Source organism: Streptomyces hamibioticus, from assembly GCF_047946815.1.
GTDB lineage: Bacteria > Actinomycetota > Actinomycetes > Streptomycetales > Streptomycetaceae > Streptomyces.
The window spans coordinates 3,296,562-3,311,323 of the sequence record NZ_JBKKQY010000001.1; the positions used below are offsets into that span (position 1 = coordinate 3,296,562).

Consider the following 14,762-nt stretch of genomic DNA (forward strand, 5'->3'; position numbering starts at 1 on the left):
AAACTCGACATAGGGGGTGGGTGTGGCGTGGGGGTGCCACCCGGGTGGGGGTGCGCGTCTCATGCCTGCGGCGCCGCTGCGCGTGGTCGGGGGTGCGGGTCTCATGCCTGCGGCGCCTGTGCGGGTGGGGTGGGGTGCGCGTCTTATGCCTGCGGCGCCTGTGCGGGTTCGGTGGGGGTGCGCGTAGCGCCTCGGGTGCGGTGGGTGGTTCGGGGCCGCGCCGGGGGGTGTCCGTCCTCGGAACGTCGCGGAATCGGTCTGTTGTAGAGGGTGCCCGTGTTGACGCGACAACCGCTGCGGGCGGACACCCCCCGACACGACCCCTTCCCGCCGCGGGCGGCTGCGGGCAGCGCCCCGGCCGGTCGTCCCTTCCCGCCGTGGGCGGATGCGGGCGCGGGCTGGGGGGTGCCCCCTTGGGGAGGCACCCCGTTCCGTCGGGTTGCGCAACGTGCCCGGGGCAAGGGGTCAGAGGCGGGACACGTTGCGTTCGTAGACCAGGCGGAGGCCGATCAGGGTCAGCCACGGTTCGTGTTCGTCGATGACCGAGGACTCACCCAGCACCATCGGGGCCAGCCCACCCGTCGCGATGACCGTCACGTCGTCGGGGTCGTCGGCCAGCTCGCGGGCCATCCGGCTCACGACGCCGTCGACCTGGCCGGCGAAGCCGTACACGATGCCGGCCTGCATGGCCTCCACCGTGTTCTTGCCGATGACGCTGCGCGGCCGCGCCACCTCGATCTTGCGGAGCTGGGCGCCCTTGACGCCGAGCGCGTCGACCGAGATCTCGATGCCGGGGGCGATGACCCCGCCGACGTACTCTCCGCGCGCGCTCACCGCGTCGAACGTCGTCGCCGTGCCGAAGTCGACGACGATGGCCGGACCGCCGTAGAGGTCGACCGCCGCGACCGCGTTGATGATGCGGTCCGCGCCGACCTCCTTGGGGTTGTCGGTGAGGATCGGGACGCCCGTCTTGACACCCGGTTCGACGAGGACCGCGGGGACGTCGCCGTAGTAGCGGCGGGTGACCTCGCGGAGTTCGTGCAGGACCGACGGGACGGTCGCGCAGATCGCGATGCCGTCGATGCCGTCGCCCAGCTCGTCGCCGAGGAGCGGGTGCATGCCCATCAGGCCCTGGAGGAGGACCGCCAGCTCGTCGGCCGTGCGGCGCGCGTCCGTGGAGATGCGCCAGTGCTCGATGATGTCGTCGCCGTCGAAGAGGCCCAGGACGGTGTGCGTGTTGCCTACGTCGATCGTCAGCAGCATGGCCCTACTCCGCCGCTCGCAGGTCCAGGCCGATGTCCAGGATCGGGGAGGAGTGGGTCAGGGCTCCCACGGCCAGGTAGTCGACGCCCGTCGCCGCGTACGCCTTGGCGTTGTCCAGGGTCAGGCGGCCCGACGCCTCCAGGGCCGCGCGGCCGTCCACCAGGGCCACCGCCTCCTCGCACTCGCCCGGCGTGAAGTTGTCCAGCAGGATCAGGTCGGCGCCCGCGTCGAGCACCTCGCGGAGCTGGTGCAGGGTGTCGACCTCGACCTCGATGGGGACGTCGGGGAAGCGGTCGCGGACCGCCCGGAAGGCCGCTGCCACGCCGCCCGCGGCCACCACGTGGTTGTCCTTGACCAGGGCCGCGTCCGACAGGGACATGCGGTGGTTGACGCCGCCGCCGCAGCGGACCGCGTACTTCTCGAGGCTGCGCAGGCCGGGCGTGGTCTTGCGGGTGTCGCGGACGCGCGCCTCGGTGCCGGCCAGGACGTCCGCCCACGCGCGCGTGGCCGTCGCGATGCCCGACAGGCGGCACAGGATGTTCAGCGCGCTGCGTTCGGCCGTGAGGAGGTCGCGGGTCCGGGAGGTGACGGAGAGCAGCTTCCGGCCCGGTTCCACGCGGTCGCCGTCCTCGACGTGGCGCTCGACCTCGAACTCGTCCGTGCAGACGACCGAGAGGACCGCCTCGGCGACCCTGAGACCCGCCACGACGCCCGCCTCGCGGGCGGTGAAGTCGGCGGTGGCCACCGCGTCCTCGGGGATCGTCGCGACCGTCGTCACGTCGACGCCGCCCGCCAGGTCCTCGTGGAGGGCGACGTTGGCGATGTCCTCGACCTCCACGGGGTCGAGGCCGGCGTCCGCCAGGAGCTGGGCGAGCGCGGGGTCGAGGCCGCACTCCAGGTATTCCTCGTCGGCTCCGCAGGCGCAGCCGTCGCCGCAGCCTCCGTCGGAGGCGAGGGGAAGGTCGGGGGTGGTCACGTCGGTCACTGCTCCTGGGGGTTCTGCGTCGGCTGTGCGGTCGGGGGAAATTCTGCGGTTTCCGTGGTGTGCACGGCGAGAGTGCGGTCCGGGTTCAGGCGTACGACGACATGGCGCCGCCAGGCGGTGTCGTCGCGGTCCGGACGGTCCTCGCGCCAGTGGCAGCCCCGGGTCTCGTCGCGGAGCGCCGCCGCGGCGACCAGGACCCGGGCCACGCACATCAGGTTGGTGGCCTCCCAGGTGTCGGTGCCCGGCTCGGCCGTCTTGCCGTTCTCGTCGAGGGCCTCGCGGGCCTCGGTGCGCAGGTGGCGGAGCTGGTCGGCGGCCCGGGCGAGGGAGTCCGCGGAGCGGAGGACGCCCGCGCCCTCGGTCATGATCCGCTGGATGGTGAAGCGGGTCTCCGCGGGCAGCAGCGGGTGCTCCGGGACCTCCGGGTACGGGGTGGTGTGCGGCACGCCTGCGCGGAGGGTGCCGGCGTCCGTGCTCGCCGTGATGTCCGCCGCGATGCGCTCGGCGTAGACCAGGCCTTCGAGGAGGGAGTTGGAGGCGAGGCGGTTGGCACCGTGCACCCCGGTGCAGGCGACCTCTCCGCACGCGTACAGGCCGGGCACCGTGGTGCGGCCGCGGGAGTCCGTGCGGACGCCGCCGGAGGCGTAGTGGGCGGCCGGGGCGATCGGGATCGGCTCGGTGACCGGGTCGATGCCGTGGGCCCGGCAGGCGGCGAGGATCGTCGGGAAGCGGTGCTCCCACATGTCCGCGCCGAAGTGCCGCGCGTCCAGGTACATGTGCTCGGCGTCCTGCTCCTGCATCCGCCGCATGATGCCCTTGGCGACGATGTCCCGGGGGGCGAGTTCCGCGAGTTCGTGCTGTCCCTGCATGAAGCGCACGCCGTCGGCGTCCACCAGGTGGGCGCCCTCGCCGCGCACCGCCTCCGAGACCAGGGGCTGCTGGCCCTCGGCGTCGGGGCCCAGGAACAGGACCGTGGGGTGGAACTGCACGAACTCCAGGTCGCTCACCTCGGCGCCCGCGCGCAGGGCGAGGGCGACGCCGTCGCCCGTGGAGACGGCGGGGTTGGTGGTCGCCGAGAAGACCTGGCCCATGCCGCCGGTGGCGAGGACCACGGCGGGGGCGTGGACCGCCCCCACGCCGTCGTGCTGGCCCTCGCCCATGACGTGCAGGGTCACACCGGCGGTGCGCCCGTCGGCGTCCGTGAGGAGGTCCAGGACCAGGGCGTTCTCGATGGTGCGGATGCCCGCCCGGCGTCCGGCACCGCCCCTGGCCGGGAGGTTTTCGCGCGCACCGCTGCCCACCGCGCGTACCGCCTCGACCAGTGCCCGGGAGATCTCCGCGCCCGTGGCGTCGCCGCCGGCGTGCGCGATGCGGCGGCGGTGGTGGCCGCCCTCGCGGGTCAGCTCGATGCCGCCCTCGTCGTCCGTGTCGAAGTGCGCGCCGGTGGAGATCAGCCGGCGTACGGCGTCGGGCCCCTCGGTGACGAGGATGCGCACCGCCTCCTCGTCGCACAGGCCGGCGCCCGCGACCAGGGTGTCGTCCAGGTGCTGCTCGGGGGTGTCGCCCTCGCCGAGGGCCGCGGCGATGCCGCCCTGCGCCCAGCGGGTGGAGCCGTCGTCGAGGCGGGCCTTGGTGACGACGACCGTGTGCAGGCCGGCGGCCTCGCAGCGCAGCGCCGCGGTGAGGCCGGCGACGCCGGAGCCGACGACGACCACGTCCGCTTCGATGGCCCAGCCGGGCGCGGGGGCGTGCAGTCGTATGCCTGTGCTGGTCACGAGGCGGCTCCGAAGGTGAGGGGGAGGTTGTCGATCAGCCGGGTCGTCCCGACGCGGGCGGCGACGGCGAGGACGGCGTCGCCGGTGAAGTCTTCCCCGATCTCGGTGAAGTCGGCCGGGTCCACCAGGGCCAGGTAGTCCAGCTCCAGGGGCGGGGTGAGGCGGGCGGCCTCGTCCAGGACCAGACGGGCCGCGGCGCGGACGGCGGCCGGGCCGCCGGGGGCCGCCTTGGCGACGGCGTGCGCGTCGGCCGCCGCACGGGACTCGCCGAGCGCGCTGAGTGCCTCGGCACGCGCGCGCGTGGCGGGCACTTCGCGGGCCCGCGCGCGCAGCGCCTCCTGGGCGACGTGCCGGTCGAGGCCCGCGAACAGGGCCTGGGACAGGGCGAGGGCCGTGCGCCGCTCCACAGGGGAGAGGTAGCGGTTGCGGCTGGAGAGGGCCAGGCCGTCCTCCTCGCGGACGGTGGGGACACCGACGATCTCCACACCGAAGTTCAGGTCGCGGACCATGCGGCGGATGAGGGCGAGCTGCTGGGCGTCCTTCTGTCCGTACAGGGCCACGTCGGGGCGGGTGAGGTGCAGCAGCTTGGCGACGACCGTGAGCATGCCGTCGAAGTGGCCGGGGCGGGAGGCGCCCTCCAGGCGTTCGCCCATGGGGCCGGCGGTGATCCGGACCTGGGGTTCGCCGCCCGGGTAGACCTCGTCCACGGAGGGTGCGAAGACGGCGTCCGCGCCGGACTCCGCCGCGATCTTGACGTCGGCGTCCAGCGTGCGCGGGTAGCGGTCCAGGTCCTCGCCCTCGCCGAACTGCAACGGGTTGACGAAGACGGTGACGACGACCTCTCCGTCCGGGCCCGCGATCGAGCGGGCCGTGCGGATCAGGGTCGCGTGGCCCTCGTGCAGGGCGCCCATGGTCATCACGACGGCCCGGCGGCCGTTTCGCACGCGCGCGTGCAGTTCGTCGGCGGTGCGCAGCAGGGCGATGGTCATCGGGCGTCCCCCTCGGTGCCGTCCGTCCCTTCGGTTCCGGCGATGCCGTCGGTCCCGTCGGCGAGTACCCCGAGCAGGTCCTCGGCCAGCTCCGGCTTCAGCATGCCGCCCGCGAGCGCGCGGTCGGCGGTCGCGCGTGCCATCGCCAGGTAGCCGGCGACGGTCTGCGGGGCGTGCGCGCGCAGCTCCTCGACGTGTGCGGCGACGGTGCCGGCGTCACCGCGCGCCACGGGACCGGTCAGGGCCGCGTCGCCGGAGCGCAGGGCGTTGTCCAGGGCGGCGCCCAGCAGCGGGCCGAGCATCCGGTCGGGGGCTTCCACGCCGGCCGTGCGCAGCAGCTCCATGGACTGGGCGACCAGGGTGACCAGGTGATTGGCGCCGAGCGCGAGGGCCGCGTGGTACAGCGGGCGCCGGTCCTCGGCGATCCACTCCGGCTCGCCGCCCATCTCGATGACCAGGGCCTCGGCGGCCAGCCGCAGCTCCTCGGGCGCGGTGACGCCGAAGGAGCAGCCCGCCAGCCGCTGCACGTCCACGGGCGTGCCGGTGAAGGTCATCGCCGGGTGCAGGGCCAGCGGCAGGGCGCCCGCGCGCAGCGCCGGGTCGAGGACCTTCGCGCCGTACCGCCCGGAGGTGTGGACGAGGAGCTGGCCCGGCCGCACCGCGCCGGTCTCGGCGAGCCCGGAGACCAGTCCCGGAAGGGCGTCGTCGGGGACGGTGAGCAGGACCAGTTCGGCGCGCTGGAGGACCTCGGCGGGCGGCACCAGCGGCACGTCAGGGAGCAGCTCCGCGGCGCGGCGCCGGGAGGCGTCGGAGACCCCGGAGGCGGCCACCGGGCGGTGTCCGGCGAGCTGGAGCGACGCGGCCAGCGCCGGACCGACGCGGCCGGCGCCGACGACGCCGACGGTGAGCCGCGCGGGGCGGTCCTGGGGGTCTGGCTGTGGGGTTGTGTTCACGCGAGGTGGCCTTCCCGTTCCAGTCCGCTCGGGGTACCGGACGATTTCTCGTCATGTTAACGCGATCGGTTCGAGGGGCGTTCGGTTGTCCACAGGCTGTGGGTTTCCGTACGCGCGCGGGCGGAACGGGCGCGGGCGGAACAGGCGCGGAAATACGGGTGCGGAAATACGGGTGCCCTCGTGCGGCGCCGCCCGGCATGATCGCCGCATGACCGAAACGGCGCAGCAGGACGGCACCTCGGACGGGCGGGAGACGGAGGCCGAACGTTTCGCGCGGCTGCCGAATCGGCGCGTCGCCGCCCAGCGGGGCGCTCGGAGGGTGCTCACCCGGCCCGGCCACCGCGCGACGCTCCGTGAACGGCTGGCCGTGCTGGACGACGCGGCGGAGCTGTACGACCTGGACGAGCCGGTCGACCTGTACGGCAACGGCGTCGTCGAGGCGCTGGAGGAGAAGACCGCCGCGCTGCTCGGCCTGGAGGCCGCCGTCTTCTTCCCCACCGGCACGATGGCCCAGCAGGTCGCCCTGCGCTGCTGGGCGGGCCGCACCGGCAGCCAGGTCGTCGCGCTGCACGCGCTGAGCCATCCCGAAGTGCACGAGCGGAACGCGTTGAGCGAGGTCAGCGGCCTGCGGCCGGTGCGGGTGAGCGGGGCGCCCCGGCTGCCGACCGCCGAGGAGGTACGCGACTTCGAGGAGCCCTTCGGGGCCCTGATGCTGGAGCTGCCGCTCAGGGACGCCGGTTATGCGCTGCCCACCTGGGAGGAGCTGACCGAGGTGGTGGCGGCCGCGCGGGAGCGCGACGCGGTGGTGCACTTCGACGGGGCCCGGCTGTGGGAGACCACCGTGCACTTCGGCCGGCCGCTGGAGGAGATCGCGGGCCTGGCGGACAGCGTCTACGTGTCGTTCTACAAGTCCCTCGACGGATTCGGCGGCGCCGCCCTGGCCGGGCCGCGGACGCTGGTGGAGGAGGCGCGGGCCTGGCGGCACCGCTACGGCGGCCAGGTGTACCAGCAGTTCCCGACGGTCCTGTCGGCGCTGGCCGGGCTGGGGCGGGAGCTGCCCCGGCTGCCGGAGTACGTCGCCCACGCGCGCGTGGTGGCCGAGGCGCTGCGTGAGGGCTTCACGGCGGCCGGGGTGCCGTGGGCGCGGGTGCGGCCGGAGGTGCCGCACACCCACGAGTTCCAGGTCTGGCTGCCCTACGACGAGGACGCCCTGACCGAGGCCGCGCTGGAACAGGCCGAGGAGTCGGGCACCCTGCTGTTCGCCGCGCCCTGGGACACCGTCGGGCCCGGGCTGGCCGCCACCGAGGTGACCGTGGGGGCGGCGGGCCTGGAGTGGACGGCCGACGACGTGCGGGCGGCGGTCGCCGGGTTCGTCTCCCGGCTGACCGGCGACGTCAGCAGGTAGGGCGCCGCCGCGGGACCGTGGGCGCGGTCGGCAGGCGGGCCGGCGCCGACCGCAGCCGACCGCGGGCCGGGCGGCCGGCGAGGACGGCGCGGAACCGCCGCACTTGCCGCCATGCGCGCACGACCTGCCGGTCGTGGACGCCGGGCGCCGGCGGGACCGGCTCGCCGAGCAGGCGGGCGCGGTGGACGGCGAGCAGGTACTCCTGGGTGATGCTCATGGCGGATCGCCTTCTCGGGACTTCTCGGGACATGGCGGACGCAAGGGCCGTGGAGACGTGAACGGTGAGGGGGCGGGCTCCGTGGTGCCCCGGTGCTGCCAGACTGCGCCGCCGGCCCCGGCCGCGTCGCGCCGATCGACGGCGGTCGTCAAACGACGGCGGCGTTGTCGGTGCCGGGGTGCACCATGAAGGCATGAGCGTCAGCATCGACATCGCGGGGCTGCGGCCGGAGAGGGTCGCCGTCGTGCCCTCGCCCCTGGCCGAGCTGGGCATGGCGCTGCACGCGCTGTCCGAGCCGGGGCACCACCCCGGTCTGCAGGGCTGGGTGACGGGCGTGACCGCGCGGCTCGACTCGCATCTGGCCGACCGGATGTGCGAGGCCGACTTCCTGTGGCGTACGACGTTCTCGGACCTGTTCCTGCCGTGCGCCGGGATCCCGGGGCGCGGCACGCTGCCGGGCGGCACCCTGGCCGAGGACCTGGACCTGCTCGACAAGCTCACCGACGAGCAGTTCGTGGACGCCGCACTGGAGTTCACCTGCGCCGTGTCGTGCAGCGCCGGCGGGCCCTCCGCGCTCACCGACGCCGACGCGCGCCGGCGCGCCCTGGACCTGGCCGCCGCGCGCGGGCCGCAGCAGCTGAGCTTCAGCGAGCGGCTGCTGGCCGATCCGCCGCGCATCCGGGCCTGGCTCAGGCAGTTCGCGCAGGACTGCGACGAGGCGTTCTTCGCGGAGACCTGGTCCCGGCTGCGCCACCAGCTCGCGTCGGACGCCCGGCACAAGACGGAGCTGCTGCACCGCAAGGGCCTGGCGGAGGCGCTGGCCGCGGTGTCCCCGGCGGTGACGCTGGACGAGTCCGCCGGGCGGCTCACCGTCGACAAACTGGGCGACGGCCGTTCGGCCACGGGCGACGGCGGCCTGCTGCTGGTGCCGACGAGCCTGGGCTGGCCCCACCTGATGGTCCTGCACCGGTACGGCTGGCAGCCGGTGCTGCACTACCCCGTGGGCATCCCGGAGCTGTCCTCCCCCACGTCCGTCGAGCAGCTCGGCCTGCGGATGACCGCGCTGTCCCACCCGGTCAGGATGCGGATCTGCCGCCTTCTGGCCCGCAGCGCCTACACCACGAGCGAGCTGGCACAGGCGCACGGCGTGACGGCCCCGCAGATATCGCGGCATCTGGGGGTGCTGAAGCAGGCGGGCCTGATCACCACCCGCCGACGCGGGCGGTACGTCCTGCACCAGCTGGACGTGGCCGTGGTGGCCCGGCTGGGCAGCGACTTCCTGGAGGGCATTCTCCGCTGACCGCAAGGGTCCGGGCACGGTCGTCGCCCCGTGCCGGTCGGCCCGGGACGGCTTTGCCACACGCCGGACGGCCCGAGCGGCCCGACGCTTGGGCACGCCGGCCGCCCCCCAGGACGCCAGGCGAACCCGGTCGCCCGTCGCCCCCCGTTGCCAGACCGAACCAGCCGCCGGACGAAGCCGGTCGTCAACCACTACCGTCCGCCAGTCAGCCCCGGCCGCCAGTCACCCCCGGTCGTCAACCGCCCCCGCCCGTCACCCCCGGCTCCTCAGTCGAAGCGGATGTGCCTCACGCCCACCCGCGCCTGGCGCAGCCGCGTGCGCAGTGCGCCCTCCGTGTTGGGGCGGAGGGTGAGCCCGGCCAGGACGGCGATGCGGTCGGCGGTCTTGGGGACGGTGGAGTGGTCGGTCCACAGATGCTCGGCGAACTCCGGCTCGCGCAACCGCTCCAGGCAGTGGTCGAGCTGCTGCACGGCCCAGCTCTCCCGGCGCAGACCGGCGTCCCGGCCGGCGACGTACCGCAGCAGGTGCCCGAAGCCGCGCTCGCGCAGCCGCTTCAGCACCGTCTCCCGCTCGGCGAGCAGCGTGAAGTGCCGTACGTCGTGCCCGAGATCGCGCAGTCGGCCGACGGTCTCGGCGAAGTGGCCGGAGTCGGTGATCGTCATGGGCGCGATCACCGGGCCGTCGTGCTTGGACAGGGCCAGGTCCAGGACCTCCACCACGCCCTGCCGCCAGGACGCCAGGTCCTGGAAGTCCCCGCGCAGACCGGGCGGCAGCATGCGGCGCAGACCGAAGCCCGCGTGCTCCGGATCGCAGATGACACTGCCGGGCAGGCGGCGCTGTATCTCGTGTGCGGTCTGTGTCTTGCCGCCCCCGAAGGGGCCGTTGATCCACAGCAGCATGCGCCGACCCTACCGGCGACACGCCGTCCGCGGGGGCCGGTCGGCCGAGCCGGTCGGCGGGGCGGGTCAGCCGTGGCCGCCGGCCCGCACCAGACCCGTCTCGTAGGCCAGCACCACCACCTGCACCCGGTCCCTGAGGCCCAGCTTGGTCAGGATGCGGCCCACGTGCGTCTTGACGGTCGCCTCCGACAGCACCAGCCGCGCCGCGATCTCCCCGTTGGACAGGCCCTGCGCGACCAGCACCATCACCTCCCGCTCGCGCTCGGTGAGCCGCTGCAGTTCCTTGTGCCGGGGCTCCTTGCCGCCGCTCGGCAGCATGGGCGCGAAGCGGTCGAGCAGGCGCCGGGTGGTGGACGGGGCGACCACCGCGTCACCGCTGTGCACGGAACGGATGGCGGCGAGCAGCTCGCCGGGCGGGACGTCCTTGAGCATGAAGCCGGACGCGCCCGCCTTCAGCGCCGAGAAGGCGTACTCGTCGAGGTCGAAGGTGGTCAGGATCAGCACCTTTGGGGCGTCCGGGTCGACGCAGATCCGGCGGGTGGTCTCCACACCGTCGAGCTTGGGCATGCGGACGTCCATCAGGACGACGTCCACACCGGTCGAGCGGAGCACCTGGAGTGCCTCGACGCCGTCGCCCGCCTCCGCGACGACCTCCATGTCCGGCTGGGCGGCGAGCACCATCCGGAACCCGGTGCGCAGCAGCACCTGGTCGTCGACGAGCATCACGCGGATCGTCATCGAAGCCTCTTCCATGTCCTCGTGCCAGGGGGTTACAGGTGTCAACAGCCTGTGCAGGCCGGGTCAGTGCGCGGGTTTGAGCGGGAGCAGCGCACTGATGCGGAATCCTCCGCCGGGGCGCGGGCCGGCGTCCAGCGTGCCGCCGACCATGCCGACCCTCTCCCGCATGCCGATCAGGCCGTGGCCCTTGCCGTCGTAGCCGCCCTCCTCGTACAGCTCGTGCGGCGCGCCCTTGCCGTCGTCCTCGACGAGCAGGCCGAGCCCGTCGTCGAAGTAGACCAGCCGCACGCTGGCGCCCGCGTTCGGCCCGCCGTGCTTGCGGGTGTTGGTGAGCGCCTCCTGCACGATGCGGTACGCGGTCAGCTCCACGCCGCTGGGCAGCCGGCGCGGCGTGCCCTCGACCTCGAAGTCGACGGGCAGCCCGGAGTCCCGGCACTGCTCGACCAGGTCCTCGATCTGCCGGACGTCGGGCTGCGGGACGTACTCCCCGGACTCCTGGTGCTCGCCGGTGCGCAGTACCCCGAGCAGACGGCGCATCTCGGCCAGGGCCTGGCGGCCGGTGGAGGAGATGGTCTCCAGCGCCTTCTTGGTCTGGTCGGGCGCGGTGTCCAGGACGAACGCGGCACCGTCGGCCTGCACGACCATCACGGAGACGTTGTGCGCGACGACGTCGTGCAGCTCGCGCGCGATGCGGGCGCGCTCGGCGGCCACCGCGACCTTGGCCTGCGCCTCACGCTCCTTCTCCAGCCGGGCGGCGCGCTCCTCCAGCTGCGCGAAGTAGGCGCGGCGGGTGCGGATGGAGTCGCCGAGCACCCAGGCAAGCGCGAAGGGCACCGTCTGGAAGACCGTCATGGCGATGTTGCTGCCGACGCCCACGTCCTCGTTGGGCCAGCGCAGCTGGGCGACGGGCGCCGCGCACAGGCCCATGGTCAGGGCGAGCCGGGAGGACCAGCGGGCGCCGGTCGCGGCCACGGTGTAGACGATCACCAGCAGGGCGAAGTCGGCGGGGAGGATCTCGACGTCCAGCACCAGCTGCCCCAGGCCGAGGGCGATGGCCAGCACCAGCATCTTCTCCGGCATCCGCCGGCGCAGCGCGATCACCAGGCACAGCAGGACGGTGAACGGGATCGTCAGCGCCGCGACGTCCCTCCCGCCGGCCTCCTGGACGGGGGCCGCGGACAGCAGGGAGATCCCGAGCAGGGCGACGGCCCAGAAGGCGTCGACCCCGGTCGGGTGCCTGCGGAGGAAGTCGTAGAGACGCTGCACGTAACCCAGAGTAGGGAAGCGTGATAGGTGCAGGGGTCAACCGGAGGACCGATCCCTGCCGGCCGCGCGTACTCCGCAAGGTGGAGGCTGCGTTCCCCTGTGCGCTTAGCCTGGGCCGGTGAAGCCGATGCAGCCGATGGAGCCGACGCAGCCGACGCAGCCGATGAGCGCGGGGGGCACGGGGGGCACGAGCGGGTGGCGGGGCTGGCGGGCAGCCGCCCAGGACGCGCTCTACGGGCCGGGGGGCTTCTACCGCGGGCCCGAGGGCCCGGCCGCGCACTTCCGTACGTCCGTCCACGCGTCGGCGCTGTTCGCCCGCGCGGTGGCGCGGTTGCTGTGCCGCGTCGACGCGGCCCTGGGGCGGCCCGCCTCGCTGGACTTCGTGGACATGGCGGCCGGGCGGGGCGAGCTGGTGGCGGGAGTCCTGGACGCGCTGCCCGACGACGTGGCCGCCCGCGCGCGCGGGTACGCCGTCGAGGTCGCCGACCGCCCCGAGGGCCTGGATCACCGGATCGAGTGGCTCGCCGAGCCGCCCCGGGGCGTCACGGGGCTGCTGTTCGCCAACGAATGGCTGGACAACGTGCCCGTGGAGGTCGCGGAGGTGGACGCCGAGGGCGTCGCGCGGCGGGTGCTCGTGCGGGAGGACGGGGCGGAGCGGCTCGGGGAGCCGGTCGGCGGCGCGGAGGCGGACTGGCTGGCGCGGTGGTGGCCGCTGCCGGCCGAGCAAGGGCTGCGGGCCGAGATCGGGCTGCCCAGGGACACCGCCTGGGCGTCCGCCGTGGCGACGCTCGACCGGGGGCTCGCCGTCGCCGTCGACTACGCGCACACCCTGCAAACCCGCCCGCCCTTCGGCACGCTGACCGGTTTCCGGGAGGGACGGGAGACGACGCCCGTGCCGGACGGCTCCTGCGACCTCACCGCCCACGTGGCCCTGGACGCGTGCGCGGCCGCGGGCGGAGGCGAGACGGCGGGCGGAGGCGGAACGGCGGGCGGAGGCGGAACGGCGGGCGGAGGCGGGACGGCGGGCGGAGACGTGACGGCGGGTGCCCCCGCGCACGAGCCGCCCCGTGCGCGGCTGCTCCCCCAGCGCGACGCCCTGCGCGCCCTGGGGGTCTCCGGCGTGCGCCCGCCGCTCGCGCTGGCCTCCAGCGACCCCGCCGCATACGTGCGCGCCCTCGCGGGCGCCGGGGAGGCCGCCGAGCTGACCGCGGCGGGCGGGCTCGGCGACTTCGTGTGGCTGCTCCAGCCGGTGGGCGCGCCGGACCTCTCCGGGCTACTTGTCGATGTCTCCGACCACGAAGAACATTGACCCGAGGATCGCCACCATGTCGGCGACCAGCGTCCCGGGCAGCAGCTCGGTCAGCGCCTGGATGTTGTTGTACGACGCCGAGCGCAGCTTCAGCCGGTACGGCGTCTTCTCCCCCTTGCTGACCAGGTAGTAGCCGTTGATGCCGAGGGGGTTCTCGGTCCAGGCGTAGGTGTGGCCCTCGGGGGCCTTCAGGACCTTCGGCAGGCGCTGGTTGATCGGGCCGGGCGGCAGCTCGGCCAGGTGGTCCAGGCAGGCGTCCGCGAGGTCGAGGGCGACGTGCGTCTGCTCCAGGAGGCACTCGAAGCGGGCGAGGCAGTCGCCCTCGGTCCGGGTGACGACCTTCAGGGTGTCCTGGAGCTCCCCGTACGCCAGATACGGCTCGTCCCGGCGCAGATCGAAGTCGACGCCCGAGGCGCGCGCGATCGGGCCGCTCACGCCGTACGCGTGCACGGCCTCCGGCGTGAGGGCGCCCACGCCGCGGGTGCGCCCCCGGAAGATCTCGTTGCCCAGGACCAGGTCGTCGAAGACGTCCATGCGCGAGCGCACGGCGGAGACGGCCTCACGCACGCGTGCCGTCCAGCCGGCCGGCAGGTCCTCCTTCAGGCCGCCGACACGGTTGAACATGTAGTGCATGCGTCCGCCGGAGACCTCCTCCATGACGTTCTGGAGCACCTCGCGCTCCCGGAACGCGTAGAAGACCGGCGTGATGCCGCCCAGCTCCAGGGGGTAGGAGCCCAGGAACATCAGGTGGTTGAGCACCCGGTTCAGCTCCGCGAGCAGCGTCCGGGTCCACACCGCGCGCGTGGGCACCTCCATGCCGAGCATGCGCTCCACGGCGAGGACCACGCCCAGCTCGTTGGAGAACGCCGACAGCCAGTCGTGGCGGTTGGCGAGGACGATGATCTGGCGGTAGTCGCGCGCCTCGAAGAGCTTCTCGGCGCCCCGGTGCATGTAGCCGATCACGGGCTCCGCGCGCCTGATGCGCTCACCGTCCAGGAGCAGTTTGAGCCGCAGCACACCGTGTGTGGACGGGTGCTGGGGCCCGATGTTGAGCACCATGTCGGTGCTCTCCGCGGCGCCGCCGATACCGACCATGGTCTCCGTCGTAGGAGTCATGAACACAGTCTCCCCTACGTACGCTGGCGTCATGGAGACGGGGAGCCCGGACGACACGGGGACGACAGGCACCGCGGCCGGGAGCGAACCGGTGTGGACGGGACTGCCGCCGGGGCTGCTGCGGCTGCGGCGGCTGTTGCTGGTGGTGTGGCTGGGGCTGCTGACGCTCGCCGTCGGGCTGCCGCTCGGCCTGCTGGCCGTCCCCGCCTGGACGGTGTTCGCGCTGCTGCCGCTCGCCCTGATGGCCTGGGGCTGGCGGCTGCTGGAGCGCAACTGGCGCTCCTGGCGGTACGCCGAGCGCGCCGACGAGCTGCTGATCAGCCGCGGTGTGCTGTGGCAGCACGAGACGGTGGTGCCGTACGGGCGGATGCAGCTGGTCGAGGTGACGTCCGGACCGCTCGAGCGGCACTTCGGGCTGGCCAGCGTGCAGCTGCACACCGCCGCCGCCGCGACCGACGCGACCATCCCGGGCCTGGACCCGGCCGAGGCGGAGCGGCTGCGCGACCGGCTCACCGAGCTGGGCGAGGCCCGATCGGCGGGGCTGTGA

At 74.1% G+C, this 14,762-nt stretch carries 14 protein-coding genes; 4 read left to right on the forward strand and 10 right to left on the reverse strand.

The annotated features are described in order from the left end of the window. Positions 1–465: 465 nt before the first annotated feature. From ACLGIH_RS14775 to ACLGIH_RS14795, 5 genes are read right to left on the reverse strand one after another with little or no spacing between them, the layout of a single operon-like run. On the reverse strand, positions 466–1,263 hold the full coding sequence (locus ACLGIH_RS14775; protein ID WP_416525709.1) for a type III pantothenate kinase: 798 nt from the start codon (positions 1,261–1,263) through the stop codon (positions 466–468). Positions 1,264–1,267: 4 nt separating this feature from the next. Then, positions 1,268–2,239, reverse strand: coding sequence for a carboxylating nicotinate-nucleotide diphosphorylase (gene nadC / locus ACLGIH_RS14780; protein WP_416529386.1), 972 nt, complete (start codon positions 2,237–2,239; stop codon positions 1,268–1,270). Between the two features lie 5 nt (positions 2,240–2,244). After that, the gene (locus ACLGIH_RS14785; RefSeq protein ID WP_416525710.1) at positions 2,245–4,023 is read right to left on the reverse strand and encodes an L-aspartate oxidase; all 1,779 of its coding nucleotides are present in this window, start codon (positions 4,021–4,023) and stop codon (positions 2,245–2,247) included. Further along, positions 4,020–5,012, reverse strand: a complete 993-nt coding sequence (gene panC, locus ACLGIH_RS14790; RefSeq protein ID WP_416525711.1) for a pantoate--beta-alanine ligase — start codon at positions 5,010–5,012, stop codon at positions 4,020–4,022. Before panC ends, ACLGIH_RS14785 begins: the two co-directional genes overlap by 4 nt. Continuing rightward, complete coding sequence (locus tag ACLGIH_RS14795; protein ID WP_416525712.1) at positions 5,009–5,965, reverse strand: Rossmann-like and DUF2520 domain-containing protein; 957 nt, start codon at positions 5,963–5,965, stop codon at positions 5,009–5,011. Before ACLGIH_RS14795 ends, panC begins: the two co-directional genes overlap by 4 nt. A 208-nt stretch (positions 5,966–6,173) precedes the next feature. On the opposite strand from ACLGIH_RS14795, the gene ACLGIH_RS14800 reads away from it, so the two are divergent. Beyond that, on the forward strand, positions 6,174–7,370 hold the full coding sequence (locus ACLGIH_RS14800) for a threonine aldolase family protein (protein ID WP_416525713.1): 1,197 nt from the start codon (positions 6,174–6,176) through the stop codon (positions 7,368–7,370). On the opposite strand, the gene ACLGIH_RS14805 is transcribed toward ACLGIH_RS14800, so the two are convergent. Next, a complete protein-coding gene (locus tag ACLGIH_RS14805; protein ID WP_416525714.1) occupies positions 7,360–7,587 on the reverse strand; it encodes a hypothetical protein in 228 nt (75 codons plus the stop codon). The two genes, ACLGIH_RS14800 and ACLGIH_RS14805, sit on opposite strands and share 11 nt — an antisense overlap. A gap of 193 nt (positions 7,588–7,780) precedes the next feature. Here ACLGIH_RS14805 and ACLGIH_RS14810 point away from each other — a divergent pair, with 193 nt between their 5' ends. Continuing rightward, the gene (locus ACLGIH_RS14810; RefSeq protein WP_416525715.1) at positions 7,781–8,887 is read left to right on the forward strand and encodes a DUF5937 family protein; all 1,107 of its coding nucleotides are present in this window, start codon (positions 7,781–7,783) and stop codon (positions 8,885–8,887) included. Positions 8,888–9,153: 266 nt separating this feature from the next. On the opposite strand, the gene ACLGIH_RS14815 is transcribed toward ACLGIH_RS14810, so the two are convergent. From ACLGIH_RS14815 to ACLGIH_RS14825, 3 genes are all read right to left on the reverse strand, one after another. Further along, entirely contained in the window at positions 9,154–9,786 is a 633-nt protein-coding gene (locus ACLGIH_RS14815; protein WP_416525716.1) for an AAA family ATPase, read from the reverse strand. A gap of 66 nt (positions 9,787–9,852) precedes the next feature. Then, entirely contained in the window at positions 9,853–10,524 is a 672-nt protein-coding gene (locus tag ACLGIH_RS14820; RefSeq protein ID WP_416525717.1) for a response regulator, read from the reverse strand. 63 nt (positions 10,525–10,587) lie between these two features. Next, positions 10,588–11,790 carry a sensor histidine kinase gene (locus tag ACLGIH_RS14825; protein WP_416525718.1) on the reverse strand — a complete coding sequence of 401 codons (1,203 nt, stop codon included), beginning with the start codon at positions 11,788–11,790 and terminating at the stop codon, positions 10,588–10,590. A 136-nt stretch (positions 11,791–11,926) separates the two neighbouring features. Between ACLGIH_RS14825 and ACLGIH_RS14830 the strand changes: the two genes are divergently transcribed. Continuing rightward, entirely contained in the window at positions 11,927–13,099 is a 1,173-nt protein-coding gene (locus ACLGIH_RS14830; RefSeq protein ID WP_416529387.1) for an SAM-dependent methyltransferase, read from the forward strand. Here the strand turns inward: ACLGIH_RS14830 and ACLGIH_RS14835 are convergent. Continuing rightward, a complete protein-coding gene (locus ACLGIH_RS14835) occupies positions 13,064–14,215 on the reverse strand; it encodes an NADH-quinone oxidoreductase subunit D (RefSeq protein WP_416525719.1) in 1,152 nt (383 codons plus the stop codon). The genes ACLGIH_RS14830 and ACLGIH_RS14835 overlap by 36 nt on opposite strands. A gap of 31 nt (positions 14,216–14,246) precedes the next feature. Here ACLGIH_RS14835 and ACLGIH_RS14840 point away from each other — a divergent pair, with 31 nt between their 5' ends. Then, complete coding sequence (locus tag ACLGIH_RS14840) at positions 14,247–14,762, forward strand: PH domain-containing protein (protein WP_416525720.1); 516 nt, start codon at positions 14,247–14,249, stop codon at positions 14,760–14,762.

Bases quoted from the DNA above. Each gene is read 5' to 3' on its own strand.
- ACLGIH_RS14775 (WP_416525709.1), bottom strand. From the start codon at position 1,263: ATGCTGCTGACGATCGACGTAGGCAACACGCACACCGTCCTGGGCCTC.
- panC (WP_416525711.1), bottom strand. From the start codon at position 5,012: ATGACCATCGCCCTGCTGCGCACCGCCGACGAACTGCACGCGCGCGTG.
- ACLGIH_RS14800 (WP_416525713.1), top strand. From the start codon at position 6,174: ATGACCGAAACGGCGCAGCAGGACGGCACCTCGGACGGGCGGGAGACG.
- ACLGIH_RS14805 (WP_416525714.1), bottom strand. From the start codon at position 7,587: ATGAGCATCACCCAGGAGTACCTGCTCGCCGTCCACCGCGCCCGCCTG.
- ACLGIH_RS14810 (WP_416525715.1), top strand. From the start codon at position 7,781: ATGAGCGTCAGCATCGACATCGCGGGGCTGCGGCCGGAGAGGGTCGCC.
- ACLGIH_RS14815 (WP_416525716.1), bottom strand. From the start codon at position 9,786: ATGCTGCTGTGGATCAACGGCCCCTTCGGGGGCGGCAAGACACAGACC.
- ACLGIH_RS14820 (WP_416525717.1), bottom strand. From the start codon at position 10,524: ATGACGATCCGCGTGATGCTCGTCGACGACCAGGTGCTGCTGCGCACC.
- ACLGIH_RS14830 (WP_416529387.1), top strand. From the start codon at position 11,927: ATGGAGCCGACGCAGCCGACGCAGCCGATGAGCGCGGGGGGCACGGGG.
- ACLGIH_RS14835 (WP_416525719.1), bottom strand. From the start codon at position 14,215: ATGACTCCTACGACGGAGACCATGGTCGGTATCGGCGGCGCCGCGGAG.
- ACLGIH_RS14840 (WP_416525720.1), top strand. From the start codon at position 14,247: ATGGAGACGGGGAGCCCGGACGACACGGGGACGACAGGCACCGCGGCC.